The organism is Streptomyces sp. NEAU-YJ-81 (genome assembly GCF_017592595.1).
Taxonomy (GTDB): domain Bacteria; phylum Actinomycetota; class Actinomycetes; order Streptomycetales; family Streptomycetaceae; genus Streptomyces; species Streptomyces hygroscopicus_B.
The window spans coordinates 80954-104889 of sequence record NZ_JAGFNO010000030.1 but is presented as its reverse complement, the minus strand read 5'-3'; the positions used below and the strand labels follow the sequence as shown (position 1 = coordinate 104889).

Below are 23936 nucleotides of genomic sequence, written 5' to 3'. Positions count from 1 at the left end.
CGCTCAGATCCGCCGTCCGTAGGCCCGCAGCGCCAGCAGCGCCTCGACGGTCGCCACCGACCGCCACTCCAGCGTGGCCCCAGGTGTCCATGGGCGCCGGTGCGGCGGCCAGCCGCCGTCCTCCTGCTGCGCGGCCACGAGCACGTCCAGGGACCGCTCCACCTCGGCGTCGGTGAACCACCGGCGCGCCAGCGAGCCGGGCGTACGGGCGATGTCGTGCACCTGGAAGGGCTCACCGGGGCCCTGCCCCGGCGACAGGGGACGGTCCTCGGTGCGCTCGGGGGCCGCCGGCGGCACGATCAGCCGTTCCTCCCGCACCCGGCGGCCGAGCCGCTCGGCCGCCGCCTCGGCGCGTGCCCGGTCCGGCGCCCCGTCGAGGAAGGCGACGGCCGCCGCGACCTCGTACGGACGCGTCGTCGCGCCGCCCTCCCCCAGGGCGGCGACCGCCGCCCAGCAGAAGTCCGTGGCCCGGAAGAGCCACGCATGCCACACCTCGTTACGGTGCAGCAGCCCCACCACCGGCCCGGTGGTCAGCAGATCACTGCGCGGATCGTCCGCCGACGGGACCCAGGGGGCCGCCGGATAGCCGCGCAGCGAGGGGTGGCAGGCGGGCAGCGCGCCGTCCGGGGTGGACACGGACGTCAGGTAGCGGCACAGGCGCTCCACCCGCTGCCCGCCGCAGCGTCCGATCCCGTCGAGCACCCGTAAGGCGTGCACGGCATGCAGCGGCTGGCTCACCGGGCCGCGCAGATCCGGCTCCAGCGCATGGCCGTAGCCCCCGTCGGTCCCCAGATACGCGGCCAGCGCGGTCTCGACCGCCTCGGCGCCGCCGGCCAGGAAGTGATAAGCGAATCTGCGCTGCTCCAGCACGCGGGCCGTCAGCCAGACGAACCGCTCGGCGCGGGAGAGCGCGGAGGACTCGGCCGGCTGCGCCGGCTCGGCGGACCCGGGCGTGGGGAGGGAGGGCGAGGAGGGGAGGCTTGCGGATCGATCCATGGACAGACCGTAGGCCGCGAGACACGGTCGGTAGGGGGCTCACGCCTGGGTGCACCCCCGGGAGCGCGATACTGGTCACATGCGGTTGACGGACTTCTGGCAGCGAATGGCGGACCACTTCGGCGCGGCGTACGCCGACTCCTTCGCGCGCGATCATGTGATGTCGCAACTCGGCGGCCGGACGGTGCACGAGGCACTGACGGACGGCTGGGAGGCCAAGGACGTCTGGCGCGCAGTCTGCGCCGCGATGGAGATCCCCGACAGCAGGCGCTGAGCGGCCCTCCGGCTGCCCCGGGTGCACGAGCTTCCCGGGGTGGCCGGATTTCTTCGTCCGGTGTACGCCACACTTGCTCCGTGGCCCCGACCGAAGAGACCCTCTCCTCCGACGCCGACGACACCCCGAGCGCCGCTCGGTCCTCCTCGGACTCCCCGCAACCCGCCGCGCGCATGCCGCGCTGGCTGCCGCGCGCCATGGTGCTCGCACTCGCGCTGGTGGCCTGTTACCGCCTTGCGACCTGGGCCTTCGATCAGCTGACCGGGCTTCTGCTGAACATCCTGATCGCGTTCTTCCTGGCGCTCGCGATCGAACCGGCCGTGGACCGGATGGCCGCCCGCGGCATGCGCCGGGGGCTGGCCACGGGGCTGGTCTTTCTCGCCATCCTCATCGGCACCGCGGGCTTCTTCACCCTGCTCGGCTCGATGCTCGCCGATCAGATCATCACCATGGTCCAGGACTTCCCGCAGTACCTCGACAATGTGGTCAGGTGGATCAACGACACGTTCCACACCCATCTGTCGCGTCTGGAGATCCAGGACAGCCTGGTGCACTCCGACTGGCTGCAGAGCTACGTCAAGAACAGCGCCGACAATGTGCTGGACGTCTCCGCACAGGTGCTCGGCGGGTTGTTCAAGACACTGACGGTGACCCTGTTCGCCTTCTACTTCGCCGCCGACGGGCCCCGGCTGCGCCGCGCCCTGTGCTCGGTGCTGCCGCCGACCCGGCAGGTCGAGGTGTTGCGCGCCTGGGAGATCGCGGTCGCCAAGACCGGCGGCTACATCTACTCCCGCGGGCTGATGGCACTGATCTCCGGCGTCGCCCACTACGTCCTGCTGGAGGCCCTGGGCGTGCCCTACGCCCCGGCGCTCGCCGTCTGGGTGGGGCTGATCTCGCAGTTCATCCCGACCATCGGCACCTACCTGGCCGGGGCGCTGCCGATGCTGATCGCGTTCACCATCGACCCCTGGTATGCGCTCTGGGTCCTGATCTTCGTCGTGATCTACCAGCAGTTCGAGAACTATCTGCTGCAGCCGAGGATCACCGCCAGGACGGTGGACATCCACCCGGCCGTCTCCTTCGGATCGGTGATAGCGGGCACCGCGCTGCTGGGCGCGGTGGGCGCGCTGATCGCGATTCCGGCGACCGCGACGCTGCAGGCGTTCCTCGGCGCGTACATCAAGCGCTATGACGTGGCCGACGATCTGCGGGTGCACGGGCGCACGCGGCGGCGCGGCATGTCGGCCCTCGCGCGGATGCGCGCCGCGTTGGCGCGGCGTAGTTGACATAAAAATCGAACATCCATTCTGATGGAGGCCCGACAGGTTATCCACAGGCCGAGGACGTCAGGGCCGCTTGTCAGTGGCAGGCGCTAGCGTCATGGACGTGAAGCGATCGACTCAAGCAAACCGGGTGGGACCCATGGCAGGAACCGACCGCGAGAAGGCGCTCGACGCCGCGCTCGCACAGATTGAACGGCAATTCGGCAAGGGCGCCGTGATGCGCATGGGCGATCGGCCGAACGAGCCGATCGAGGTCATCCCCACCGGGTCGACCGCTCTCGACGTCGCCCTCGGCGTCGGCGGTCTGCCGCGCGGCCGGGTGGTCGAGGTCTACGGCCCCGAGTCCTCCGGTAAGACGACCCTGACCCTGCACGCGGTGGCCAATGCTCAGCGGGCCGGCGGCACCGTCGCCTTCGTGGACGCCGAGCACGCCCTCGACCCGGACTACGCGCAGAAGCTGGGCGTGGACACCGACTCACTGATCCTGTCCCAGCCGGACAACGGCGAGCAGGCACTCGAGATCGTGGACATGCTGGTCCGCTCCGGCGCCCTCGACCTCATCGTCATCGACTCCGTCGCCGCCCTGGTGCCGCGCGCAGAGATCGAGGGCGAGATGGGCGACTCCCACGTCGGCCTCCAGGCCCGGCTGATGAGCCAGGCGCTCCGTAAGATCACCAGCGCGCTCAACCAGTCCAAGACCACCGCGATCTTCATCAACCAGCTCCGCGAGAAGATCGGCGTGATGTTCGGCTCCCCGGAGACCACGACCGGTGGCCGGGCGCTGAAGTTCTACGCGTCGGTGCGCATCGACATCCGCCGCATCGAGACCCTCAAGGACGGCACCGACGCGGTCGGCAACCGCACCCGCGTCAAGGTCGTCAAGAACAAGGTCGCGCCGCCCTTCAAACAGGCCGAGTTCGACATCCTCTACGGCCAGGGCATCAGCCGCGAGGGCGGCCTGATCGACATGGGCGTCGAGCACGGCTTCGTCCGCAAGTCTGGTGCCTGGTACACCTACGAGGGCGACCAGCTCGGCCAGGGCAAGGAGAACGCCCGCAACTTCCTGAAGGACAACCCCGATCTCGCCAATGAGATCGAGAGGAAGATCAAGGAAAAGCTCGGCATCGGAGTCAAGCCCCAGGACCCGGCGGCCGCGGCACCCACCGCGGACGCGGCTGGTACCGCGGGCGTGACCGACGCCGCACCGGCGAAGGCCGTGGCCGCCCCGGCGGCCAAGACCGGGGCGAAGGCGGCCAAGACCGCCGCGGCCAAGAGCTGATCCATGACACGGCGGACCGAATGGCCGGACGGCTCAGGCCGTCCGGAGCGCCCGGACCGTCCGGACAGCGGCGCCCCCTCCTTGTCGAGGGCCGAGCAGGGGCCGCCGCCTGGCCCGGAGGAGCAGGCGCGGGCGATCTGCCTGCGCCTGCTCACCGGGACCCCACGCACCCGTAAGCAGCTCGCGGACGCGCTGCGCACCCGGGGCATCCCCGATGACGCGGCGCAGGAGGTGCTGTCCCGGTTCGAGGGTGTCGGCCTGATCGACGACGCGGCGTTCGCCGAGGCATGGGTGGAGTCCCGGCACCACAGCCGGGGGCTCGCCCGGCGGGCGCTCGCCCGTGAGCTGCGCACCAAGGGCGTGGACTCCGCCCTGATCGACGACGCCGTGGGACAGCTCGACGCCGATCAGGAGGAGCGGACGGCGCAGGAGCTGGTCGAGCGCAAGCTGAGGGCCACCCGTGGCCTCGACCGGGAGAAGCGGATCCGCCGTCTCGCCGGGATGCTGGCCCGCAAGGGCTACTCCGAGGGGCTGGCGCTGCGGGTGGTGCGGCGCGCACTGGAGGAGGAGGGAGAGGACCCGGAGCTCCTGGAGCACCACATCCCTGACCTCTGAGCCCCAGCGGCTCTGTCGCGGCGGGGCTGTGGGCTGTGACGGCCCTGGGGCCAATCCGGTGAAGCCGGTTACCGAGAAAGAGCGATGTGCGGCCGTGCGGCAGACGCCGACCCCTAAGACGGGTGCCCCCCGAGTGCGACACCCGAGACGTGCGGCCCCCGAGCCCGGTGGCGCTAGCGCACGGGCAGGCCCGCCGCGCGCCATGCCTGGAAGCCGCCGATGAGATCGGTCGCCCGCTCCAGGCCCAGCTGACGCAGCGAGACGGCGGCGAAGCTGGACGCGTAGCCCTCGTTGCACACCACCACGACCCGCAGATCGTGATGGGTGGCCTCGGGCAGCCGGTGGTCGCACTGCGGGTCGAGCCGCCACTCCAGCTCGTTCCGCTCGACGATCAGCGCTCCGGGGATGGTGCCGTCGCGCTCCCGCAGCGCCGCGTACCGTATGTCCACCAGCAGTGCGCCCTGGACCTGCGCCGCCGCGGCGTCGAGCGGCTCCAGCCGGTCGAGTTCCTCGCGGGCCTCGGCCAGCAGCTCGTCCACGCTCCGCTTGGTCGTGCCCATCGTGTTTATCCCCACTCCTCGGGCCGCTCGACCTGCTCCAGCCGCAGCGTATGACCGGTGCGGCTGTAGCGCCGCATGAGCGGCAGCGGCGGATAGTAGGCGTGCACCGACACCGCATGCTCGGTGTCGGACGGATTGATCACCTCATGCACATGATGCGGTCCGAAGGCCCGGCCCTGCCCGGCGGGCAGCCGCTGCTCGCGGTCCACATCGTCGGCCAGCTCAAGGGTCTTCCAGCCCTCGGTAGGGAGACGCGCGGCGAGTGACTGCTCGTTGAGTTCACCCGCCGCCGCGACGAAGGCGCCATGGGAGCCGCCGTGGTCGTGCCAGCCGGTGCCGGTGCCCGGAGGCCAGCCGATCAGCCAGGCTTCGCTGCCGCCCGGCCCGTCGAGGCGTAGCCAGGTGCGGCCCTCCGGATCGAGCGGAAGCGAGGCGACGAGTTCGGCGTCGGCGGCGGTCCGGCGAGCGAAGTCGAGCAGCTCCGCGGCGCTGGGCGGAGCGGCCGGGCCGGATGCCGGGTCCGTGATGACGTCCGTGGAAGGGCGCACGGGACCGGGGGTGGAAGTGCGTACGTCGGGCACAGAGAACCATCCTGAGTGATCGCGAAAGAGGCGCGGCCGCACCGCGCGGGAAAGAAGCGGATCAACAGGACGGACGACAGACACAGCCCGCGTAGCGGACCAGGTCCAGATGGACCCTCCGCCAGAAGCGAGGCAAGCAGGTGTCAGTCACGCTGTGAAGTGAATCATGTGCCGGAAAGGAAGGTCAACCTCACCGGCTCGCGCCCGGTCCACGCACGCCCTGACACGGATCGCACGCCCGGACGCAGGCCGGGCGCCCGGAAACCATCCGTGACCCCGGCGCGGCCTCGTTGGTCGATCCCGCGCTACCGCCGCGCGCTCGCCTCCGCCGGTACGCCCCTGGCCGCGTTCCCGCCCCGGGCCGCGTCCGCGCACGCGTACAGCGCGCTAGGCCGCACCCCCGACAGTGCCGCGGCGAGATGGCCGTCCGGCCGCACCAGCAGCACGGTGTGCGCCGGGGCTCCCGGATACGCCTCGGCGACCAGCAGCTCGGTGCGCATGGGCAGCGCCGCGACGGCCGCCGCCAGCCTCGGCATCAGCCCGGCGCGCATCCAGTGGCGGCGGTCCCACACCCCGGTGCCGGGGGCGACCAGCACCACCAGCAACTCCCGGCCGAGCCGCTCCCGCAGCCGTACGACCGAGCCGTCCGGCGCGGTCACCGGCACATCGGCGACCGGCGCCCCGGGCGGCGTGCCCACCGTGATCGAGCCATCCGGCGGCGCCGCCGGGGCCAATGGCGAACGGTCGTAGACCGGCGGCGCGCCCAGCGGACCCTGTCCGAGGTGACCGTCGGTGAGCAGCGCGTCGTGCCCGCGTGCCCCGCCGGGCCGCACGGTGCGCCGCACCGCGTGCCAGCCGCCGGCCGCCCGCACCAGCGGCAGCGCCTGGTCCGCCGCGCGCAGCCGGGCCCCCACGGCTCCGCGCCGCTCCGCCTGATAGCTGTCCAGCAGAGCCTCCGAGGCCCCGTGGTGCCAGGCCAGGGACAGCTTCCAGGCGAGGTTGTCGACGTCCCGCAGCCCCTCTTCGAGCCCCTGGGTGCCGAGCGCGCCCAGCAGATGGGCGGCGTCCCCGGCCAGGAAGGCGCGCCCCACGCGCCAGCGCAACGCGAGCCGGTGGTGCACGGTGTGCACGCCGGTGTCCAGCAGCTCGTAGGGGGGCTCGGAATCCCCGCACCACCCCGTGAGGGTGTCGCGCACCCGCACCAGCAGGGCATCGGGGGTGACGAGATCGCGGCCGGGCGGCAGCAGCCAGTCGACCCGCCACAGGCTGTGCGGCAGCGGCCGGGCGGTCACCTCCGCGTCGATGCTGCGCCAGGGCGGGGAGCGGTGCAGCACGGCCTCGCCGGGCCAGGGGAGTTCGGCGCGCAGCGCCGCGACGGCGTGCCGCTCCACGGCCGTACGGCCCGGGAAGCGCACGCCCAGGAGCTTGCGGACGGTGGACCGCGGCCCGTCGCAGCCCACCAGATAGCTGCCCCGCCACCAGGTGGCCTGGGCGCCCCGGGTGCGCACCCCGACCCCGTGGTCGTCCTGCTCCAGGCTGTCGATCCGGCTTCCGGAGACGATGCGGACGAGGTCCTCGTCGCCAATGGCGGCGAGCGAGCCCCGCAGCGCCCGGGTGAGCTCATGCTGGGGCAGATGCACCGGTGAGGCCGTCGGCGCCGGTGCCGCCTCGTCCTCCGGCCCGTCAGCGCCGGGGGAGCCCATGGCCTCCGTAAGGCCGCCGTCCCAGCCGCCGCCTCGCTCGCCGCGGAAGGGACCGCCGGTGCCGCGCTCGCCGCCGAAGAGGCTGCCGGGTGTGAGGGCCACCTGCCGCACCAGCTGCCGCCGCCGCATCGTGCGCCATCCGGTCCACGGCCGCGTCCGGGCGGTGACCCGGCAGCCCAGCCGCTCCAGCAGGGCGGCGGCGTCCGGGCGCAGCACGACGGTGCGGGCCAGTCGGCTCTCCTCACCGCCCGTGGACTCGTCCAGCAGGATGACGGGCACCTCAAGGCGTGCCAGGGCGAGGGCCAGGGTGAGGCCGACCGGGCCCGCCCCGGCGACGATCACCGGGTCCACGGTGCGGTTCCTGTGGCCCTGCGGGTCGTACGTGACGTACGGAAATTGGCAGTTGAAACCCGGTGAGCGATCACAGAAAGCATGCAACCCACTGCCGCTGCCCGCGTCAAGCGACGAAGGGCGGTGGCGCGTGCGCCACCGCCCTGGTAAGGGTTTCACTCGTCTGCCCGGCCCCCGGACGGTCGTCCGCCCGGTCGCCCGGTCGCCCGGTCGCTCGTCCGCCCGGCCCCCGCCCGGCCCCTCAGTCCGTCTTGCCGGTGGGCGCGTCCGGGGCGGAGACCGTGGAGTGGTCGACGACGTCGAGCGCGTCGGCGGCCGCCAGCGGCTGGCCCGCGTCCGCGACCCGGATGCCGGTCTTGGCGCGCCGGCCGCGCCGCTCGATCCAGGTGGCGAGGGCGGAGAGGGCCAGACACATCGCGATGTAGATGGCGCCGCCGACGATGATCACCGGAACGTAGGGGTTGTCGTCGTTGACGACGATGTTCCCGGCCAGCTGCTGAAGCTGGAACAGCAGCTCCTGGTAGGTGATGACATAGCCGAGGGAGGTGTCCTTCAGCGTCACCACCAGCTGGCTGATGATGGTCGGCAGCATCGCCCGTACGGCCTGCGGCACCAGGACCGTCATCATGACCTGGGTCTTGCGCATGCCCAGGGCGTAGGCGGCCTCGCGCTGGCCCCTGGGCACCGAGTTGATGCCCGCCCGCAACACCTCGGCCTGGACCGAGCCGTTGTAGACGGTCAGTCCGATGACCAGCGCCCAGAAGCCGGTGTTGTCACCGCTGAGTCCCAGGTCCGACCGGTAGGTCAGGAAGAGCACCCACAGCACGTAGATGGTGATCAGCAGCGGGACGGCCCGGAACAGCTCGATGAAACCGGTCGCGAACCAGCGGACGGCCTTGTGGTCCGAGAGCCGGCCGACGGCGAGCAGGACGCCGAGGGCCAGCGAGAGGACCGCCGCGACCGCGAACACCTTCAAGGTGGTGACCACACCGTCGCGGATGCTGGTCCGCACGCCCGCGTAGTTGAAGATGTCCCACATCTCGGGCGCGAACTGACCCTTGTCGTTCAGCCGCACCACGGCGAAGACGATCAGCCCGAGGACGGCCAGGCCGCCGACGACGGAGTAGATGCGGTTCCGGACGCGGGCCTTGGGGCCGGGGGCGTCGTAAAGGACGCTCGAGCTCATCGGGCCACCTCCAGGCGGCTCTCCAGCAGTCGGAAGAGACCGCTGATGGCGAAGGTGATGACCAGATAGCACAGCGCAATCCACAGGAAGATCCAGCCGATCGCGAAGCCCTTGTCGCTCAGCAGCTTCGAGACGTTGAACAGCTCGGTGTTGCTGAACGCCCCGGCGATGGCCGAGTTCTTGGTGAGCGCGATGAAGATGCTGCTCATGGGGGGAATCACGGACCGGGTGGCCTGGGGGAACACGATCAGCCGGAGGGTCTGGAAGAAGGTCATCCCCAGGCTGCGGGCGGCCTCCGCCTGGCCGAGCGGCACGGTGTTGATACCGGACCGGACGGCCTCGCAGACGAAGGACGACGTGTAGCAGCCCAGCGCCCCCATGGCGAGAACGAACGGGCTCGTTCCGGGGAAGAAGATCTGCGGGATCACGAAGAACGCGATCAGGAAGAGCAGGGTCAGCGGGGTGTTGCGCAGCAGGGTGACCCAGGCCGTCCCGAAGGCCCGCAGCGGCGGTATGGGCGACACCCGGAAGCCGGCTATGACAATGCCCAGGACGAGAGCCAGCGCCGCACTGGCCGCCGTGATGGAGAGGGTTCCCAGGAACCCCTCACGGAACTGGGGCAAATGATCGAGGAGTACGTTCATCGATTCTCCGCGGTAGCGGTCAGGTCAGCGGCGTGCGGAGCGCACCGGCTTCCAGGCGAACGGGGAATCCTGCTCAGTAGCGGGGCAGGGGGGTCTTCGGGGCGACGTAGGAGGAGCCGGACTTGCCGAGCGTGCCTTCGTACGCCTTCTTGTAGTCGCCGTTCTTGATGTGCTTCTCGAGCGAGTCGCTGATCGCGTCGCGGAGCGCCTTGTCGTTCTTGTTCATGCCGATGCCGTACGGCTCCTCGGTGAACGGCTTGCCGACCACGTGCAGCTTGGTCGAGCGCTGGGCGGCGTAACCCTTGAGGATCGCGTCGTCGGTGGTGACCGCGTCGACCTGGCCGTCGAGGAGCTGCTTGACGCAGAGCGAGTACTTGCTCAGCTCGGTGGTCTTGGCGCCGTACTTCGGCTTCTTGATCTCCTGGAGCGGGGTGGAGCCGACGATGGAGCAGACCTTCTTGCCCTTGATGCTGTCCGGGCCGGTGATCTTGCCCTTGTCCTCCGCGCGGACCAGCAGGTCGGCACCGGCCTGGTAGTACGGGCCCGCGAAGCCGACCTGCTTCTTGCGCTCGTCGTTGATGGTGTACGTGCCGACGTAGTAGTCGACCTGGCCCTTGGAGATCGAGGTCTCGCGGACGTTGGAGTCCACCGTCTTGAAGGTGATCTTGTCCGCGGAGAAGCCGAGGTCCGCGGCGACCATCTTGGCGATCTCGATGTCGAAGCCGGAGCGCTTGCCCTCGGTGTCCTGGAACCCGAGGAAGGGCTGGTCGGCCTTGGCGCCGATGACGATCTTGCCGCGCTTCTGCGCCGCCTTCAGGGTCGACGAGTCGATCTTCACGTCCTTCGCGACCGTGTAGTCGCCGCTGAAGACCTCGCCGCCCTTCGGCTTGTCCCCGGCGGTGCCCTTCTCGCCGCCACAGGCGGTCGCCGTCGCGGCCAGCGCGAGAACCACCGTGGCCGCCGCGGCCGTCTTACGAATCCTCATGGTGCCCATCCCTCTGTGTTCAGTACGTGGTCCAGATACGCAGTGGCGAACGTGCCGGCGGGTCTGCCGGGCCGGCGTGGACTCAGTGGTGAAGGATCTTCGACAGGAAGTCCTTGGCCCGGTCGCTGCGGGGGTTGCTGAAGAACTGCTCCGGCTCGGCCTCTTCGACGATCCGGCCGTCGGCCATGAAGACCACCCGGTTCGCGGCGGAGCGGGCGAAGCCCATCTCGTGCGTGACGACGACCATCGTCATGCCGTCCCTGGCGAGCTGCTGCATGACCTCCAGCACCTCGTTGATCATCTCCGGGTCCAGCGCCGAGGTCGGCTCGTCGAAGAGCATCACCTTCGGGTCCATGGCCAGGGCGCGCGCGATCGCCACGCGCTGCTGCTGGCCGCCGGACAGCTGGGCGGGGTACTTGTCCGCCTGGGCACCGACGCCCACCCGGTCCAGCAGCGTGCGGGCCTTCTCCTCGGCGGCCTTCTTGTCCGTCTTACGGACCTTGACCTGGCCCAGCATCACGTTCTCGAGCACCGTCTTGTGCGCGAAGAGGTTGAAGGACTGGAAGACCATGCCGACGTCGGCGCGCAGCCGGGCGAGCTCCTTGCCTTCCTGGGGCAGCGGCTTGCCGTCGATCGTGATGGACCCGGCGTCGATCGTCTCCAGCCGGTTGACCGTGCGGCACAGCGTCGACTTCCCGGACCCGGACGGCCCGATGACGACGACCACTTCGCCCCGGCTGATGGTCAGGTCGATGTCCTGGAGCACATGCAGCGCGCCGAAGTGCTTGTTGACCCCTGACAGCGCAACCAACGCGTCCGCCACCGGTGCGGCGTCCTTGGTCACCGATACTTCGCTCATCGGCGTCTCGCTCCGTCCTCCTCGGTTGGGAGGACAGTAATGACCGGCCGCGACCAGCGTCATTACATCTGAGCTGAAATTGAGGATAACGATATGGCTGCGGCGTGACACGCTGCGTGAACGAGACGACGCGGGCTGTACCGGCTGCATAACGGAAACCGGTGTGTGACCGAATGCGTCTTGACGGGTGCCCCTCGATCGGGGTGGATGCCCTGTGGCCATGTTCGTGGCCGTATTCGAAGCCATGGTGACGGGGGCGCGTACGGGGCGCGTCTCCGCTGGTACGGGAAGGTGGCGGAGGGGCTGGTGAGACTGCTGCTCGTCGAGGACGACAACCACGTCGCCGCGGCCCTGTCCGCCATCCTCTCCCGGCACGGTTTCGAGGTCACCCACGCCCGCAGCGGCGAGGAGGCGCTGCAGGCGCTGCTGCCCGACTCCGGCGCCCCCTTCGGCGTCGTACTCCTCGACCTCGGCCTGCCCGACCAGGACGGTTTCGAGGTGTGCGGCAAGATCCGCAAGCGCACCGCCACCCCCGTGATCATGGTGACCGCGCGCGCTGATGTGCGCTCGCGCATACACGGACTCAACCTCGGCGCCGACGACTATGTGGTCAAGCCGTACGACACCATGGAGCTGCTCGCCCGCATCCACGCCGTCAGCCGCCGCACCGCCGCCCAGGACACGGGCCATGGCGCCGACGAGGGCCCGGACGGCCCCCATCCGCCGCTGCGGCTCGGCCCGGTGACCATCGAACTGCCCACCCGCCAGGTCTCGGTCAACGGCACGACCGTCTCGCTCACCCGTAAGGAGTTCGATCTGCTCGCACTGCTCGCCCAGCGCCCCGGTGTCGTCTTCCGCCGGGAGCAGATCATCAGCGAGGTCTGGCGCACCAGTTGGGAGGGGACCGGGCGCACCCTGGAGGTCCATGTCGCCTCCCTGCGCTCCAAACTGCGGATGCCCGCCCTGATCGAGACCGTGCGCGGGGTGGGCTACCGCCTCGTCGCCCCGGCCCGCTGAGCGACCGGGGCTCTTAAGGTGCGCACCCGACTCCTCCCGCTTCTCATCGTCCTTATGGCGGGCGTGCTGCTCGCGCTCGGCTTCCCGCTCGCCGGGAGCGTGGCGGCCCGGGAGCAGCAGCGGGTGGTCGTCGACCGGATCGACGACACCGCGCGCTTCGCCGCGCTCGCCCAGTTCGTCACCGCCGGGCCGACGGGGGCGGCCGGCGCCGAGGGGGGCGAGCGGCTGGACACCCTGCGCGCGGAGCTGAAGCGCTACCACGACCTGTACGGCATCCGGGCCGGGGTCTTCTACCGGGACCGGGACGCGCCGCCCATGGCCGAGGCGCCCGGCAACTGGCGGCTGCCGGACACGGGCGTGAGCGCCCGGGCCTTCGACGAGGCCCTCGCCGGGCGCCGCAGCCACGATCCGCCCCAGGTGTGGCCCTGGCAGCGGGGCAGGCTCACCGTCGCCTCCCCCGTCGTCCGCGACGGGGACGTGGTGGCCGTCGTCGTCACCGACTCGCCCACCGGCCAGATGCGGTCGCGGACCCTGCACGGCTGGCTGGTCATCGGCGCGGGCGAAGGCGCCGCCATGTTGCTGGCCGTGGGGGCCGCCTTCCGGCTGACCGGATGGGTGCTGCGGCCCGTGCGCGTCCTGGACACCGCAACCCACGACATCGCCACCGGGCGGATGCAGTCACGTGTCGCGGCCGCCTCGGGGCCCCCGGAACTGCGGCGGCTCGCCCGCTCGTTCAACGAGATGGCCGACAACGTCGAACAAGTCCTGGAGCAGCAGCGGGCGTTCGTCGCCGACGCCTCCCACCAGCTGCGCAATCCGCTCTCCGCGCTGTTGCTGCGCATCGAGCTGCTGGCGCTCGACCTGCCGGACGGCCATGAGGAGATCGCCTCGGTGCGCGCGGAGGGCAAGCGCCTGGCCAGCGTCCTGGACGATCTGCTCGACCTCGCCCTGGCCGAGCACTCCGCCGCCGATCTGCGGCTCACCGACATCGCGGAGCTGGCGGCCGACCGGGTGGACGCCTGGCTTCTGGTGGCCGAGCGGGAGGAGGTCGGGCTCGCCTACACAGGCCCCGCGGCGATCACCGGCTGGGCCGACCCGGTGGCCCTGTCCAGCGCGCTGGACGCCGTCGTCGACAACGCCCTGAAGTTCACGCCCGAGGGGGCGCATGTGGAGGTCTCGGCGCGCACGGACGGCGACACCGTCGCGATCGTCGTCGCCGACGGCGGCCCGGGCCTCACCGAGGACGAACTCGCCCGGGTCGGCGACCGCTTCTGGCGCAGCAGCCGCCACCAGAACATCTCGGGCTCGGGCCTGGGCCTGTCCATCACCCGCGCCCTGCTCGCGGCGGGCGGGGGCACGATCGACTACGCCCCCAACGAGCCCCGCGGGCTGCGCGTGACCATCACCGTCCCGCGCACCGGGCCGAGTGAGCAGGTGAAGGGACCGGGCCCGGTGAGAACGTGAAGGCCGTAAGGACGTGCCACCGCCTCCCGTTCTTCACTGTCATAGGCGGATCCTGCCGGACCCTCCAGCGGCGCCTCGGCCGTTTCGGCCGGCCTCGGACGTAGCCCGGCTACGGCTTGACCGAGCGGTAATAGCGCGCCGCGCCCTTGTGGAGGGCGAGCGGATCGGTGAAGACGGCGGTCCGCAGGTCCACCTTCTGGGCGGCGTGCACCTTCGCCCCGATGCGGTCCCGGTTCTCTATCACCGTGCGGGTGACGCCCTCCGCCAGATCGGGGTCCACCCGGTCCGTGGTGACCAGGAGGTTCGGTACGGCGATCGTCTTGACCGGCTCCGGCCTGCGTATCTCCTCGTACGCGTCGGCGGGCACGGTGGCCGCCCGGTAGTAGCGCGTCACCCCGCCCTGCCGGTGCAGCGGGCCGGTGAGGTCGCCGAGCTGGACGAGCCGGATCGGATAGGCGTGGGCCAGGGTGCGCACCGCGGTGGTCGGCAGCCCGCCCGACCAGAAGAAGGCGTCGAGCTTGCCCTGCCGCAGCAGCCTCGGCATGGCGTCGATGCCGACCCGCTCGGCTCGGATGTCCCGATTGAAGTCGAGCCCGGCGGCCTTGATCAGCGCCCGGGTGATGAGCTGCACGCCCGAGCCGTCGTCGCCCACGCCCACCCGCAGATGCTTCAGGTCGCGGGCCGATCGCACCGAGGAGCCCCTCGGCACGACGAGTTGCATGTAGTCGTCGTACAGCCGGGCGCAGGCCCGCAGCCGCCCGGCTCCCTCCCCCTGGTAGGCGGCGACGGCGTCGGTGGCGGCGATGGCGAAGGTGGCCCTGCCCCGGGCCAGCCGTTGGACGTTGTCCGGGGACCCCCGCGTCTGTTCCAGCCGCACATCGACATCGGGGAGGTCCCGGGCGAGGTCCCGCTCGAGCATTCGGCCATAGGTGTCGTAGACCCCGGTGGAGACCCCGGTCGCGAAGGTCACCCGGCCGCTGGGCGAGGGGCCGCCGCCCATTGCCAGCAGCCACCACAGCAGCAGCCCCAGGGCGACGAGGCCCGCGGCGGCGGACTGCAGGGCACGGCGCCGGTCCAGGCGCGGAAGGGTGACGGCCATGGCGAGGATCCTGCCAGCCCCGCTCCCGGGAGGGGAGGGGCGAGCCGCGGATCCCGCCGGGCACTCGGTCACGTGCCGGACCGCAGGGCCCTCGACAGCCCCAGGGCCGCGGTCCGGACGGCCGGCGCCAGCTGCGCGGGCCGGAAACGGCTGCGGGGTACGGCCACCGACAGCGCCGCCACCGCGGTCGGTCCGTCGAAGACGGGAGCGGCGATGCAACTGACCCCCGAAGCCGCCTCTTCCTCCTCATAGGCCAGACCCGCGACCTGGGCCTGCTCGATGGCCGTGCGCAGCCGGTCAGGATCGATGATCGAGTGGGGGGTGAGGCGGGGCAGGGACGCGGCCAGGACGTCCTCGACCAGCTCGGAGCCCGAGAACGCCAGAAGCGCCTTGCCGACGCCGGTGCAGGTCAGGGGCAGTCGGCCGCCGATGCGGGACGGCAGCCGAAGAGCGTCGTGGCCGTGGATGCGCTCGACATAGACCACCTCGTGGCCCTCGCGGACCCCGAGGTGCACGGTCTCGTGGGTGGCCTCGAAGAGGTCCTGCAGGAACGGCAGCGCGGCCTCTCGCAGGTCGCGTCGGCGCGGGACGAGTGAGCCCAGCTCGAACAGAGCGCCGCCGAGCCGATAGGTCTCGGCGTCACGTTCGAGCAGGCCGAGACGGACCAGATCGGCGCAGAGCCGGAACACGGTGGTCTTGGCCAGCCCCGTATGCGCGGACAGTTCTGTGAGACGGAACGCGCCGCCGTCGGGCCGGAAGCAGTCGAGGACCGCCACTGCCTTGTCGAGCATGTTGCCCTGGGAGCTGTTCCGTGTCATGGAACATAGTGTGCCGTTGGGTACCCGGCCCACCGCCAGGCAGGGGGGCTTCTGTGAGCGCCTACCCTTGATGCGTGACCATCAGCAGCGACCGGAGCCCGGCAGTGGACGTTCAAGCGACCAAGAGCTACGAGATCCGCACCTACGGGTGCCAGATGAATGTCCACGACTCCGAGCGGCTCTCGGGCCTACTGGAAGAGGCGGGCTTTGTCCGCGCACCGGAGGGCACCGGTGAGGGCGAGGCCGACATCGTCGTCTTCAACACCTGCGCGGTGCGGGAGAACGCCGACAACCGCCTCTACGGCAACCTCGGCCGGCTCGCACCGATGAAGGCGCGGCGGCCGGGCATGCAGATCGCCGTCGGCGGCTGTCTGGCCCAGAAGGACCGCGACACCATCGTCAAGAAGGCCCCCTGGGTCGATGTGGTCTTCGGCACCCACAACATCGGCAGTCTGCCGGTGCTGCTGGAGCGCGCCCGCGTCCAGGAGGAAGCCCAGGTCGAGATCGCCGAGTCCCTGGAAGCCTTCCCCTCGACCCTTCCGACGCGGCGCGAGTCCGCGTATGCCGCGTGGGTCTCCATCTCGGTCGGCTGCAACAACACCTGCACCTTCTGCATCGTCCCGGCGCTCCGAGGCAAGGAGAAGGACCGCCGCCCCGGCGACATCCTCGCCGAGGTGGAGACGCTGGTCGCCGAGGGCGTCACCGAGATCACCCTGCTCGGCCAGAACGTGAACGCGTACGGCTCCGACATCGGCGACCGCGAGGCGTTCAGCAAGCTGCTGCGCGCCTGCGGGAAGGTCGAGGGCCTGGAGCGGGTCCGGTTCACCTCGCCGCATCCGCGGGACTTCACCGACGACGTGATCTCCGCCATGGCGGAGACGGAGAACGTGATGCCGCAACTGCACATGCCGCTGCAGTCCGGCTCGGACACGGTGCTCAAGGCGATGCGCCGCTCGTACCGGCAGGAGCGCTACCTCGGCATCATCGAGAAGGTGCGCGCCGCGATGCCGGACGCCGCCATCTCGACCGACATCATCGTCGGCTTCCCCGGTGAGACGGAGGAGGACTTCGAGCAGACGCTGCACGTGGTGCGCGAGGCGCGCTTCGCCCAGGCGTTCACCTTCCAGTACTCCAAGCGGCCCGGGACGCCCGCCGCCGAGATGGAGGGCCAGGTGCCCAAGGCGGTCGTCCAGGAGCGCTACGAGCGGCTGGTCGCCCTCCAGGAGGAGATCTCCTGGGAGGAGAACAAGAAGCAGGTCGGCCGCACGCTGGAGGTGCTGGTCGCCGAGGGCGAAGGCCGTAAGGACGACGCCACGCGGCGGCTGTCCGGCCGCGCCGCCGACAACCGCCTGGTGCACTTCGCGCGCCCCGAGGAGCCGGTGCGCCCCGGCGACGTCGTCACCGTCGACATCACCTACGCCGCCCCGCACCATCTGCTGGCCGAGGGCCCGGCCCGGGGCGTGCGGCGCACCCGCGCCGGAGACGCCTGGGAGCGGCGGAACGCAGCCGGGGAGAAGAAGCCCGCGGGTGTGATGCTGGGCCTGCCGACGGTGGGCGCCCCGCCGCCGCTGCCGGCCGCGCCCGCCGCGGGCTGCGGCTGCGACTGAGCGCACGGCTAGGCTGGCGATCATGCTGATCGCCGCCGCCGTCTGCCCGTGTCCGCCACTGCTGGTGCCCGAGGTCGCCGCCGGAGCCACTCCCGAGCTGGACGGGCTGCGCGCGGCATGCGCCGAGGCCGTCCGTGGCCTCGCGGCGGCGCGTCCGGAGCGCCTGATCGTGGTGGGGCCGGCCGAGCGTGCCGGGCGCGGACCGCATGCGCAGGGCGCGGCCGGATCGTTCCGCGGCTTCGGCGTGGAGCTGGATGTGCGGCTGGCCGCGCCGGCGGCGGACGGGGTGTCCGGTGGCGACGATGCCGCGGGGCTGAGCCCCTCGCCCTCGCTGCCGCCGTCGCTGCCACTGTCCCTGGCGGTCGCCGCCTGGCTGCTGGAGCACGCGGGGTGGGACCCGGCGGTGCCCGTCGAGGGGCTGGGTGTGGGGGAACCTCTCGCGGCCGAGCGGTGTATTGAAGTTGGAAGGGAGCTCGCCGGGCGGGCGGAGCGGATCGCGTTGCTGGTGATGGGCGACGGCACCGCATGCCGCACGCTGAAGGCGCCGGGCTATCTCGACGAGCGGGCGGCCCCGTTCGACGCCGAGGTGGCGCGGGCGCTGGCGGCCGCCGACACCGGGGCGCTGGCCGCGCTCGACGAGGAGTTGGCGTACGAGCTCAAGGCGGCGGGCCGCGCGCCGCTGCAGGTGCTCGCGGGGGCGGCCGAGGGGGCGCCCCTGAAGGGGGAGTTGCGGTATGACGAAGCGCCATACGGCGTGGGGTATTTCGTGGCGAGCTGGTCTTCATAGACCGCTCGCGGCCGTGGAGCGTCCGCTCCACGGCCGCGTACCGGCGGGGCCGGCCGGTCCGGGCCCGGCGTCGCCCGCCCCCGTTCTGGGCGCCGTCCTGGCCTGGCCGGCCTTATTCGTCGCGCTTGCGCTTGGGCTTGTCCTCGTCCATGTGCGAGAGGCGGTTGAGAGCGCCCTTCGCCTTGCCCCTGCCAGTCTCGATCTTGGCGCTGTACTTGCCCTTGGTCCTGGTGTCGACCGTCTTGGCCGCCTTCTCCAGGCCCCGCTCGATCCTGGCCTCGTGTTGCTGCGCAAGGCTGCCGGCCTTGCCCTTCATCTGACCGGCCTTGGCCTTGAGATTGTCCATCAGGCCCATGTGCCACCTACCCTCGTCGGCTGCCTATGTGCGGGCGCTCTCACCGGTCTCGCTGTCGGCCGCCTCGGCGGCGGACTGCTGCCTGGGGATCCCGGCGCCTTCACCCGCCGGGTTCTCCTTCCCGCTCCGCGCGGTCTCAGCCCCGTCGCCTGTCCCGGACGCGGCCTCCGCCGTCATGGCGTCGGCCGTGACCTGGGCGTCCTGTGCGGACGGTGCCTTCTCGGACGAGCGGCTCGCCTCCTTCGGCACATGACGATCGCGACGAAACCTGGAAAACACGCCCATATCTACTCCATACCTTACTCGTGCGGGCGAAATCCCGTGCCGCTCGGAGCGTTGCCTTGCGTCGCGCGCGGAGGCCGATTCCGTGAACCGGCCCTCGGAACCTCGCAAGCGGGCAACGAACCCGGCAGTGCCCCGTCACGTCGCTCATTCGAGGAGGCCCCCGGCGTTTGCGAGACTGGCCCGGTGAATACTGCAGGCCACCCGCCGCGAGTCATCGCCGTCGTCGGCCCCACCGCGGCCGGAAAGTCCGATCTGGGCGTCGCGCTCGCCAGACATCTCGACGGCGAGGTCGTCAACGCCGACTCCATGCAGCTGTACCGGGGCATGGACATCGGCACCGCCAAGCTGACGGAGGACGAGCGGCAGGGGGTGCCACACCGGCTGCTGGACATCTGGGACGTCACCCAGACCGCGAGCGTCGCCGAGTACCAGCGGTTGGCCCGCGCCGAGATGGACCGCCTGCTCGACGAGGGCCGCACCCCCGTCCTGGTCGGCGGTTCCGGCCTCTACATCCGCGGGGCCATCGACGCGCTCGAGTTCCCGGGCACCGACCCCGCCGTCCGGGCCCGGCTCGAGGCCGAGCTGGAGGAGCGGGGCTCCGGGGCCCTGCACGCCCGGCTCGCCGCCGCCGACCCGGAGGCGGCCCGCGCGATCCTGCCCAGCAACGGCCGCAGGGTGGTCCGGGCGCTGGAGGTCATCGAGATCACGGGCCGCCCCTTCACCGCCAATCTGCCCGGGCATGAGGCGGTCTACGAAACCCTGCAGATCGGCGTCGACGTCGAGCGGCCCGAGCTGGACGAGCGGATCGCCCTGCGGGTGGACCGGATGTGGGACGCCGGGCTGGTCGAGGAGGTCCGCCTGCTGGAGGCCGCCGGGCTGCGCTCCGGCCGTACCGCCTCCCGCGCCCTCGGCTATCAGCAAGTGCTCGCCGCGCTCGCGGAGGAGTGCACCGTGGAGGAGGCGAGGGCCGAAACCGTGCGCGCCACCAAGCGGTTCGCGCGCCGCCAGGATTCCTGGTTCCGCCGCGATCCCCGGCTCCACTGGCTCAGCGGAGCCGCCGACCGCAGAGGGGAACTCCTGTCGAGCGCGCTCGCGTTGGTTGAACGGGCGGTCACAGCCTGATCACGTCATGGCATCGGGACGCTCAGCTCGTCATTCGGGCCCCGGCGGGCATGCCATCATCAAGCTCCGATCGTGCCGTGATGTCTGGAGTTGGGAGGGCGTGTGGCGATGGAGGCCGGCCCTCGCGACGCATCGCAGCAATCGCCGCACGGAGACGCGGGGCCGCTGACCCCTGACGGCCCCGATGAGGCCGGAGCGCTCCACGAGACCGGCGCACCGGTCCTCGATGACGGCTCCGAGGACCCGGACGGCGCGGGATCCGTCTCCGGGGAGTCCTTCCGGGAGCTGCGCCCGCCGCGCCGGCTGCGGATCTGGCAGATCGCGCCGATCGTCGGCCTCGCCATCCTCGGCTCGCTGATGTTCGCCTTCCCGCTCGCCTTCGAGTTCGGCGACGGAGGGGCGGTCGTTGCCATGCTCGGCCTGCTGCTGAGCTGCTGCGCGGCGGGCTGGGGCCTGATGGCCGCCCGCCGGGTGGGCTACACCTGGCCGGGCCTTCCTCCCAGAGGCTCCGGACGCCGCCCGGACTGGCGCTTCGTCGTCCTCTACGTGCTGATCGTGGCCCTGCTGGCCGCCCTCACCTTCTGGCGGGTCGCCCGCCTCCGCTAGGTGTCCGGCGGCTCTCCGCGGCCTTACGGCGCCCGGCTCGCGGCGGTGCGCTCGTCGCGGCCCGGCGCCGACGGCCCGGGCACGGAGGGACGGCGCGCGCGGTGCCCCGTAGGATCGAGGGATGAGCACCGCACCACGGCTGTCCTTCCTCAAGGGTCACGGCACCGAGAACGACTTCGTCATCGTCCCCGACCTGGACGGCAGCCTGGAGCTGTCCGCGACCGCTGTCGCCCGGATCTGCGACCGCCGTGCCGGTATCGGCGGTGACGGGCTGATCCGCGTCGTGCGGTCCTCGGCGCACCCCGAGGCGCGGGCGATGGCCGACCAGGCCGAATGGTTCATGGACTACCGCAACAGCGACGGCAGCATCGCCGAGATGTGCGGCAACGGAGTCCGCGTCTTCGCCCGGTATCTGCAGCGGGCCGGTCTCGCCGAGGAGGGCGATCTCGCGGTCGCCACCCGGGCCGGAGTGCGCCGGGTCCACATCGCCAAGGACGCCGGTGACGCCGCACAGCCGGGCGAGGCCACGGCGGGGCCCGACGGCCCGATCACCGTCGTGATGGGCGAGGCCACGCTGCCCGGGCCCGGCCCCGAGGCGGAGATCACGGTCACGGTCGGTGAGCACAGCTGGCCCGCGCGCAACGTGAACATGGGCAACCCGCACGCGGTCGCCTTCGTCGACGACCTCGCCCAGGCCGGTGAGCTGCTCGCGGCCCCCGCCGTGCGCCCCGCATCCGCGTACCCCCACGGCACCAACGTCGAGTTCGTCGTCGACCGCGGACCGCGCCATGTCGCGATGCGCGTGCATGAGCGCGGCTCCGGTGAGACCCGCTCCTGCGGCACCGGCGCCTGCGCCGTGATGGTGGCCGCCGCGCGCCGTGACGGGGCCGACCCGGCGGTCACCGGCCACCCCGTCACGTACACCGTGGACGTTCCCGGAGGGCGCCTTGTGATCAGCGAACGGCCAGACGGTACGGTGGAGATGACCGGCCCTGCCGTGATCGTGGCCGAGGGGGAACTGGATCCCGCTTGGCTGGGCACGGACCTCGGCTGACACTTCCCTCGAATGGGTGATCCGTTTCACTCTGGGCGAGAGCCGGTCGGCCGTGCGTGATGGGCTCGATAGCATCAAGCACCGGCCCCGTGGGAGTACCCACGCCGGTTGACGCTCGACGCCGCCGGAGGTTGCCCATGAGCGCAGAGGCCACCGACCAGGCCCCGTTCGGCCGCAGGCGCGGCATCCCCCGCATCGACCTGCGCAATCTCCGCAGGTTCAGCCGGGCGGCCCTGCTGGGGCCGGCCTCCCGCGGCCGGCTGCCGGACGCGATCGAGCATGTGGCCAAGGTCCACCGCGCACACCATCCCGGAGCCGATCTGGATGTGCTCCGCAAGGCGTATGTCCTGGCCGAGTCCTCCCACCGCGGCCAGATGCGCAAGAGCGGTGAGCCGTACATCACCCATCCGCTGGCCGTCACGCTGATCCTCGCCGAACTGGGCGCCGAGACCACGACGTTGACCGCCTCGCTGCTCCACGACACCGTCGAGGACACCGAGGTGACTCTCGATCAGGTGGGCGAGGAGTTCGGCGAGGAGGTCCGCTATCTCGTCGACGGCGTGACCAAGTTGGAGAAGGTCGACTACGGCGCGGCGGCCGAGCCCGAGACCTTCCGCAAGATGCTCGTCGCCACGGGCAACGACGTCCGGGTGATGTCGATCAAACTTGCCGACCGGCTGCACAACATGCGCACCCTCGGCGTGATGCGCCCCGAGAAACAGGCGCGCATCGCCAAGGTCACCCGGGATGTGCTGATCCCGCTCGCCGAGCGGCTGGGCGTGCAGGCGCTCAAGACCGAGCTGGAGGACCTGGTCTTCGCCATCCTCCACCCCGATGAGTACGCGCGGACCCGCGAGCTCCTCCAGGCCCACGCCGGGCGCCCCGACCCGCTGGCCCGCGCCGCCGAGGACGTACGGGGCGTGCTGCATGAGGCCGGCATCACCGCCGAAGTCCTCGTCCGGCCGCGGCACTTCGTCTCCGTCCACCGGGTCGGGCTCAAGCGCGGCGAGCTGACCGGCACCGACCTCGGCCGCCTCCTCGTCCTCGTCTCCGACGACGCGGACTGCTACGCGGTCCTGGGCGAACTGCACACCTGCTTCACCCCGGTGATCTCGGAGTTCAAGGACTTCATCGCGGTCCCCAAGTTCAACCTCTACCAGTCGCTGCACACGGCCGTGGCCGGGCGCGACGGCGAGGTCACCGAGGTCCTCATCCGCACTCATCAGATGCACCGGGTCGCGGAGGCCGGAGTGATCGCCCTCGGCAATCCGTACACCCCGACGGAGGGCGCCGACGCCCCCGAGGGCGAGCGGGCCGACCCGACCCGCCCCGGCTGGCTGTCCCGGCTGCTCGACTGGCAGAGCGCCACCCCCGACCCCGACCTCTTCTGGACCTCGCTCCGCGACGACCTCGCCCAGGACCGCGAGATCACGGTCTTCCGCTCCGACGGCGGGACGCTCGGCCTGCCCGCGGGCGCGAGCTGTGTGGACGCCGCGTACGCCCTGTACGGCGAGGACGCGCACTCCTGTATCGGCGCCCGGGTCAACGGCCGGATCGCGACCCTGAGCACGGTGCTGCGCGACGGCGACACCCTGCAGCTCCTGATGGCCGGCGACACCCGGGACGCCGCCTCGCACGGCCCCTCGCCGGAGTGGCTCGACCACGCCCGCACCCCGGCCGCCCGCATCGCCATCAACCGCTGGCTGGCCGCCCACCCGGCGCCGCAGCCTTCCCCGCAGGAGTCCCGGGACGCGGTCCAGGAGCCGGAGGCGGAGTCCGCTTCCACTCTCTCCGGCCAGGCCGGGCAGGACGGGCAGGGCTCGCAGGCTTCGCAGGGTGGCGAAGCCGCCGTCCCCGCGGCCGGGGCGGTCCGCCCCGAGGCGGGCATCGTCGTCGACCGGCCCGGCGCGACCGTACGGCTGGCCCGCTGCTGCACCCCCGTGCCGCCTGACGCGGTCACCGGCTTCGCGGTGCGCGGCGGGGCCGTCACCGTGCACCGCGAGCGCTGCCCCGGGGTGGCGCGGATGACCGCGGCCGGGCGCACGGCTGTCGCGGTGCGCTGGGCGGACGAGGACGACGGGGACGGGGGCGGCGATTATCGCGTGACCCTCTTCGCGGAGGCGTTCAGCAGACCGCATCTGCTCGCGGATCTCACCGAGGCCATCGCCGCCGAGGGCGCGGAGGTGGTCGCGGCCGCCGTCGAACCGCCCCGTGAGCAGCGCGTCCGGCACACCTACACGCTCCAGCTGCCCAACGCGGGCAGGCTGCCGACGCTGATGCGGGCCATGCGCAACGTCCCCGGGGTCTACGACGTGACACGCGATGGCCGCAGCATGGCCGCGGCGCGCTCCTGAACGCAGCCGGGCCGCCTGAACTCCTTTGGGTGGATCAAAGCCGGGAGCGACT

At 71.6% G+C, this 23936-nt stretch carries 25 protein-coding genes; 12 read left to right on the top strand and 13 right to left on the bottom strand.

The window, feature by feature from the left end:
- Nucleotides 1-3 precede the first annotated feature (3 nt).
- Nucleotides 4-996: a hypothetical protein gene (locus J5X86_RS40505; RefSeq protein ID WP_208521631.1), complete on the bottom strand. Its 993-nt coding sequence runs from the start codon at nucleotides 994-996 to the stop codon at nucleotides 4-6.
- A gap of 79 nt (nucleotides 997-1075) precedes the next feature.
- Between J5X86_RS40505 and J5X86_RS40500 the strand changes: the two genes are divergently transcribed.
- The 4 genes from J5X86_RS40500 (at nucleotide 1076) to recX (ending at nucleotide 4447) form a co-directional block, all read left to right on the top strand.
- Complete coding sequence (locus tag J5X86_RS40500) at nucleotides 1076-1270, top strand: DUF3046 domain-containing protein (protein ID WP_078644148.1); 195 nt, start codon at nucleotides 1076-1078, stop codon at nucleotides 1268-1270.
- 80 nt (nucleotides 1271-1350) lie between these two features.
- Nucleotides 1351-2556 carry an AI-2E family transporter gene (locus J5X86_RS40495; protein WP_208521630.1) on the top strand — a complete coding sequence of 402 codons (1206 nt, stop codon included), beginning with the start codon at nucleotides 1351-1353 and terminating at the stop codon, nucleotides 2554-2556.
- 136 nt (nucleotides 2557-2692) lie between these two features.
- Nucleotides 2693-3832, top strand: a complete 1140-nt coding sequence (recA, locus tag J5X86_RS40490) for a recombinase RecA (RefSeq protein ID WP_208521629.1) — start codon at nucleotides 2693-2695, stop codon at nucleotides 3830-3832.
- A 3-nt stretch (nucleotides 3833-3835) separates the two neighbouring features.
- Nucleotides 3836-4447, top strand: a complete 612-nt coding sequence (gene recX / locus J5X86_RS40485) for a recombination regulator RecX (RefSeq protein WP_208521628.1) — start codon at nucleotides 3836-3838, stop codon at nucleotides 4445-4447.
- A 173-nt stretch (nucleotides 4448-4620) separates the two neighbouring features.
- On the opposite strand, the gene J5X86_RS40480 is transcribed toward recX, so the two are convergent.
- From J5X86_RS40480 to J5X86_RS40450, 8 genes are all read right to left on the bottom strand, one after another.
- A complete protein-coding gene (locus tag J5X86_RS40480) occupies nucleotides 4621-5007 on the bottom strand; it encodes a rhodanese-like domain-containing protein (protein WP_078644152.1) in 387 nt (128 codons plus the stop codon).
- Nucleotides 5008-5012: 5 nt separating this feature from the next.
- Nucleotides 5013-5555: a cysteine dioxygenase family protein gene (locus J5X86_RS40475; RefSeq protein ID WP_208521627.1), complete on the bottom strand. Its 543-nt coding sequence runs from the start codon at nucleotides 5553-5555 to the stop codon at nucleotides 5013-5015.
- A 94-nt stretch (nucleotides 5556-5649) separates the two neighbouring features.
- Entirely contained in the window at nucleotides 5650-5739 is a 90-nt protein-coding gene (locus tag J5X86_RS53055) for a putative leader peptide (protein WP_309471148.1), read from the bottom strand.
- Nucleotides 5740-5893: 154 nt separating this feature from the next.
- On the bottom strand, nucleotides 5894-7642 hold the full coding sequence (locus tag J5X86_RS40470; RefSeq protein WP_208521626.1) for an FAD-dependent monooxygenase: 1749 nt from the start codon (nucleotides 7640-7642) through the stop codon (nucleotides 5894-5896).
- 241 nt (nucleotides 7643-7883) lie between these two features.
- Complete coding sequence (locus J5X86_RS40465) at nucleotides 7884-8828, bottom strand: amino acid ABC transporter permease (protein ID WP_208521625.1); 945 nt, start codon at nucleotides 8826-8828, stop codon at nucleotides 7884-7886.
- Nucleotides 8825-9472 (bottom strand): amino acid ABC transporter permease, encoded by a 648-nt coding sequence (locus J5X86_RS40460; RefSeq protein WP_078644157.1) that lies wholly within the window; start codon nucleotides 9470-9472, stop codon nucleotides 8825-8827. The genes J5X86_RS40465 and J5X86_RS40460 overlap by 4 nt, the downstream gene beginning before the upstream one ends.
- A gap of 73 nt (nucleotides 9473-9545) precedes the next feature.
- Nucleotides 9546-10457: a glutamate ABC transporter substrate-binding protein gene (locus tag J5X86_RS40455; protein WP_208521624.1), complete on the bottom strand. Its 912-nt coding sequence runs from the start codon at nucleotides 10455-10457 to the stop codon at nucleotides 9546-9548.
- Between the two features lie 82 nt (nucleotides 10458-10539).
- The gene (locus J5X86_RS40450) at nucleotides 10540-11316 is read right to left on the bottom strand and encodes an amino acid ABC transporter ATP-binding protein (RefSeq protein WP_078644159.1); all 777 of its coding nucleotides are present in this window, start codon (nucleotides 11314-11316) and stop codon (nucleotides 10540-10542) included.
- Between the two features lie 306 nt (nucleotides 11317-11622).
- Between J5X86_RS40450 and J5X86_RS40445 the strand changes: the two genes are divergently transcribed.
- Complete coding sequence (locus J5X86_RS40445; RefSeq protein WP_208521623.1) at nucleotides 11623-12333, top strand: response regulator transcription factor; 711 nt, start codon at nucleotides 11623-11625, stop codon at nucleotides 12331-12333.
- An 18-nt stretch (nucleotides 12334-12351) separates the two neighbouring features.
- The gene (locus J5X86_RS40440) at nucleotides 12352-13797 is read left to right on the top strand and encodes a HAMP domain-containing sensor histidine kinase (RefSeq protein ID WP_208521622.1); all 1446 of its coding nucleotides are present in this window, start codon (nucleotides 12352-12354) and stop codon (nucleotides 13795-13797) included.
- Nucleotides 13798-13906: 109 nt separating this feature from the next.
- Here J5X86_RS40440 and J5X86_RS40435 read toward each other — a convergent pair whose 3' ends face one another.
- Nucleotides 13907-14896, bottom strand: a complete 990-nt coding sequence (locus J5X86_RS40435) for a TAXI family TRAP transporter solute-binding subunit (RefSeq protein WP_208521621.1) — start codon at nucleotides 14894-14896, stop codon at nucleotides 13907-13909.
- 68 nt (nucleotides 14897-14964) lie between these two features.
- Nucleotides 14965-15687, bottom strand: a complete 723-nt coding sequence (locus tag J5X86_RS40430; protein ID WP_208521643.1) for an IclR family transcriptional regulator — start codon at nucleotides 15685-15687, stop codon at nucleotides 14965-14967.
- Nucleotides 15688-15869: 182 nt separating this feature from the next.
- Here J5X86_RS40430 and miaB point away from each other — a divergent pair, with 182 nt between their 5' ends.
- Together miaB and J5X86_RS40420 are read left to right on the top strand one after the other, a co-directional pair.
- Nucleotides 15870-17321: a tRNA (N6-isopentenyl adenosine(37)-C2)-methylthiotransferase MiaB gene (gene miaB, locus J5X86_RS40425; protein ID WP_243982739.1), complete on the top strand. Its 1452-nt coding sequence runs from the start codon at nucleotides 15870-15872 to the stop codon at nucleotides 17319-17321.
- 22 nt (nucleotides 17322-17343) lie between these two features.
- Nucleotides 17344-18108, top strand: coding sequence for a class III extradiol dioxygenase subunit B-like domain-containing protein (locus tag J5X86_RS40420; RefSeq protein WP_208521619.1), 765 nt, complete (start codon nucleotides 17344-17346; stop codon nucleotides 18106-18108).
- A gap of 112 nt (nucleotides 18109-18220) precedes the next feature.
- Here J5X86_RS40420 and J5X86_RS40415 read toward each other — a convergent pair whose 3' ends face one another.
- The gene (locus J5X86_RS40415; RefSeq protein WP_078644170.1) at nucleotides 18221-18463 is read right to left on the bottom strand and encodes an antitoxin; all 243 of its coding nucleotides are present in this window, start codon (nucleotides 18461-18463) and stop codon (nucleotides 18221-18223) included.
- Nucleotides 18464-18487: 24 nt separating this feature from the next.
- Nucleotides 18488-18748, bottom strand: coding sequence for a hypothetical protein (locus J5X86_RS40410; RefSeq protein ID WP_374229349.1), 261 nt, complete (start codon nucleotides 18746-18748; stop codon nucleotides 18488-18490).
- A gap of 183 nt (nucleotides 18749-18931) precedes the next feature.
- Here J5X86_RS40410 and miaA point away from each other — a divergent pair, with 183 nt between their 5' ends.
- From miaA to J5X86_RS40390, 4 genes are all read left to right on the top strand, one after another.
- Nucleotides 18932-19870 carry a tRNA (adenosine(37)-N6)-dimethylallyltransferase MiaA gene (miaA, locus tag J5X86_RS40405; RefSeq protein ID WP_208521617.1) on the top strand — a complete coding sequence of 313 codons (939 nt, stop codon included), beginning with the start codon at nucleotides 18932-18934 and terminating at the stop codon, nucleotides 19868-19870.
- A gap of 108 nt (nucleotides 19871-19978) precedes the next feature.
- Nucleotides 19979-20476: a hypothetical protein gene (locus J5X86_RS40400; RefSeq protein ID WP_208521616.1), complete on the top strand. Its 498-nt coding sequence runs from the start codon at nucleotides 19979-19981 to the stop codon at nucleotides 20474-20476.
- A 121-nt stretch (nucleotides 20477-20597) separates the two neighbouring features.
- Nucleotides 20598-21530 carry a diaminopimelate epimerase gene (gene dapF / locus J5X86_RS40395; RefSeq protein ID WP_208521615.1) on the top strand — a complete coding sequence of 311 codons (933 nt, stop codon included), beginning with the start codon at nucleotides 20598-20600 and terminating at the stop codon, nucleotides 21528-21530.
- 137 nt (nucleotides 21531-21667) lie between these two features.
- Nucleotides 21668-23884 carry a bifunctional (p)ppGpp synthetase/guanosine-3',5'-bis(diphosphate) 3'-pyrophosphohydrolase gene (locus J5X86_RS40390; protein WP_208521614.1) on the top strand — a complete coding sequence of 739 codons (2217 nt, stop codon included), beginning with the start codon at nucleotides 21668-21670 and terminating at the stop codon, nucleotides 23882-23884.
- The last annotated feature ends 52 nt before the right edge of the window (nucleotides 23885-23936 follow it).

What these genes read in the sequence shown, in the direction of transcription:
- J5X86_RS40505 (WP_208521631.1), bottom strand. Translation starts at nt 996, where the DNA reads ATGGATCGATCCGCAAGCCTCCCCTCCTCGCCCTCCCTCCCCACGCCC.
- J5X86_RS40420 (WP_208521619.1), top strand. Translation starts at nt 17,344, where the DNA reads ATGCTGATCGCCGCCGCCGTCTGCCCGTGTCCGCCACTGCTGGTGCCC.
- J5X86_RS40465 (WP_208521625.1), bottom strand. Translation starts at nt 8,828, where the DNA reads ATGAGCTCGAGCGTCCTTTACGACGCCCCCGGCCCCAAGGCCCGCGTC.
- J5X86_RS40455 (WP_208521624.1), bottom strand. Translation starts at nt 10,457, where the DNA reads ATGAGGATTCGTAAGACGGCCGCGGCGGCCACGGTGGTTCTCGCGCTG.
- recA (WP_208521629.1), top strand. Translation starts at nt 2,693, where the DNA reads ATGGCAGGAACCGACCGCGAGAAGGCGCTCGACGCCGCGCTCGCACAG.
- recX (WP_208521628.1), top strand. Translation starts at nt 3,836, where the DNA reads ATGACACGGCGGACCGAATGGCCGGACGGCTCAGGCCGTCCGGAGCGC.
- J5X86_RS40500 (WP_078644148.1), top strand. Translation starts at nt 1,076, where the DNA reads ATGCGGTTGACGGACTTCTGGCAGCGAATGGCGGACCACTTCGGCGCG.
- J5X86_RS40460 (WP_078644157.1), bottom strand. Translation starts at nt 9,472, where the DNA reads ATGAACGTACTCCTCGATCATTTGCCCCAGTTCCGTGAGGGGTTCCTG.
- J5X86_RS40430 (WP_208521643.1), bottom strand. Translation starts at nt 15,687, where the DNA reads ATGCTCGACAAGGCAGTGGCGGTCCTCGACTGCTTCCGGCCCGACGGC.
- miaB (WP_243982739.1), top strand. Translation starts at nt 15,870, where the DNA reads ATGAATGTCCACGACTCCGAGCGGCTCTCGGGCCTACTGGAAGAGGCG.
- J5X86_RS40450 (WP_078644159.1), bottom strand. Translation starts at nt 11,316, where the DNA reads ATGAGCGAAGTATCGGTGACCAAGGACGCCGCACCGGTGGCGGACGCG.
- J5X86_RS40480 (WP_078644152.1), bottom strand. Translation starts at nt 5,007, where the DNA reads ATGGGCACGACCAAGCGGAGCGTGGACGAGCTGCTGGCCGAGGCCCGC.
- J5X86_RS40415 (WP_078644170.1), bottom strand. Translation starts at nt 18,463, where the DNA reads ATGGGCCTGATGGACAATCTCAAGGCCAAGGCCGGTCAGATGAAGGGC.
- J5X86_RS40410 (WP_374229349.1), bottom strand. Translation starts at nt 18,748, where the DNA reads ATGGGCGTGTTTTCCAGGTTTCGTCGCGATCGTCATGTGCCGAAGGAG.
- J5X86_RS40390 (WP_208521614.1), top strand. Translation starts at nt 21,668, where the DNA reads ATGAGCGCAGAGGCCACCGACCAGGCCCCGTTCGGCCGCAGGCGCGGC.
- dapF (WP_208521615.1), top strand. Translation starts at nt 20,598, where the DNA reads ATGAGCACCGCACCACGGCTGTCCTTCCTCAAGGGTCACGGCACCGAG.
- J5X86_RS40435 (WP_208521621.1), bottom strand. Translation starts at nt 14,896, where the DNA reads ATGGCCGTCACCCTTCCGCGCCTGGACCGGCGCCGTGCCCTGCAGTCC.
- J5X86_RS40400 (WP_208521616.1), top strand. Translation starts at nt 19,979, where the DNA reads ATGGAGGCCGGCCCTCGCGACGCATCGCAGCAATCGCCGCACGGAGAC.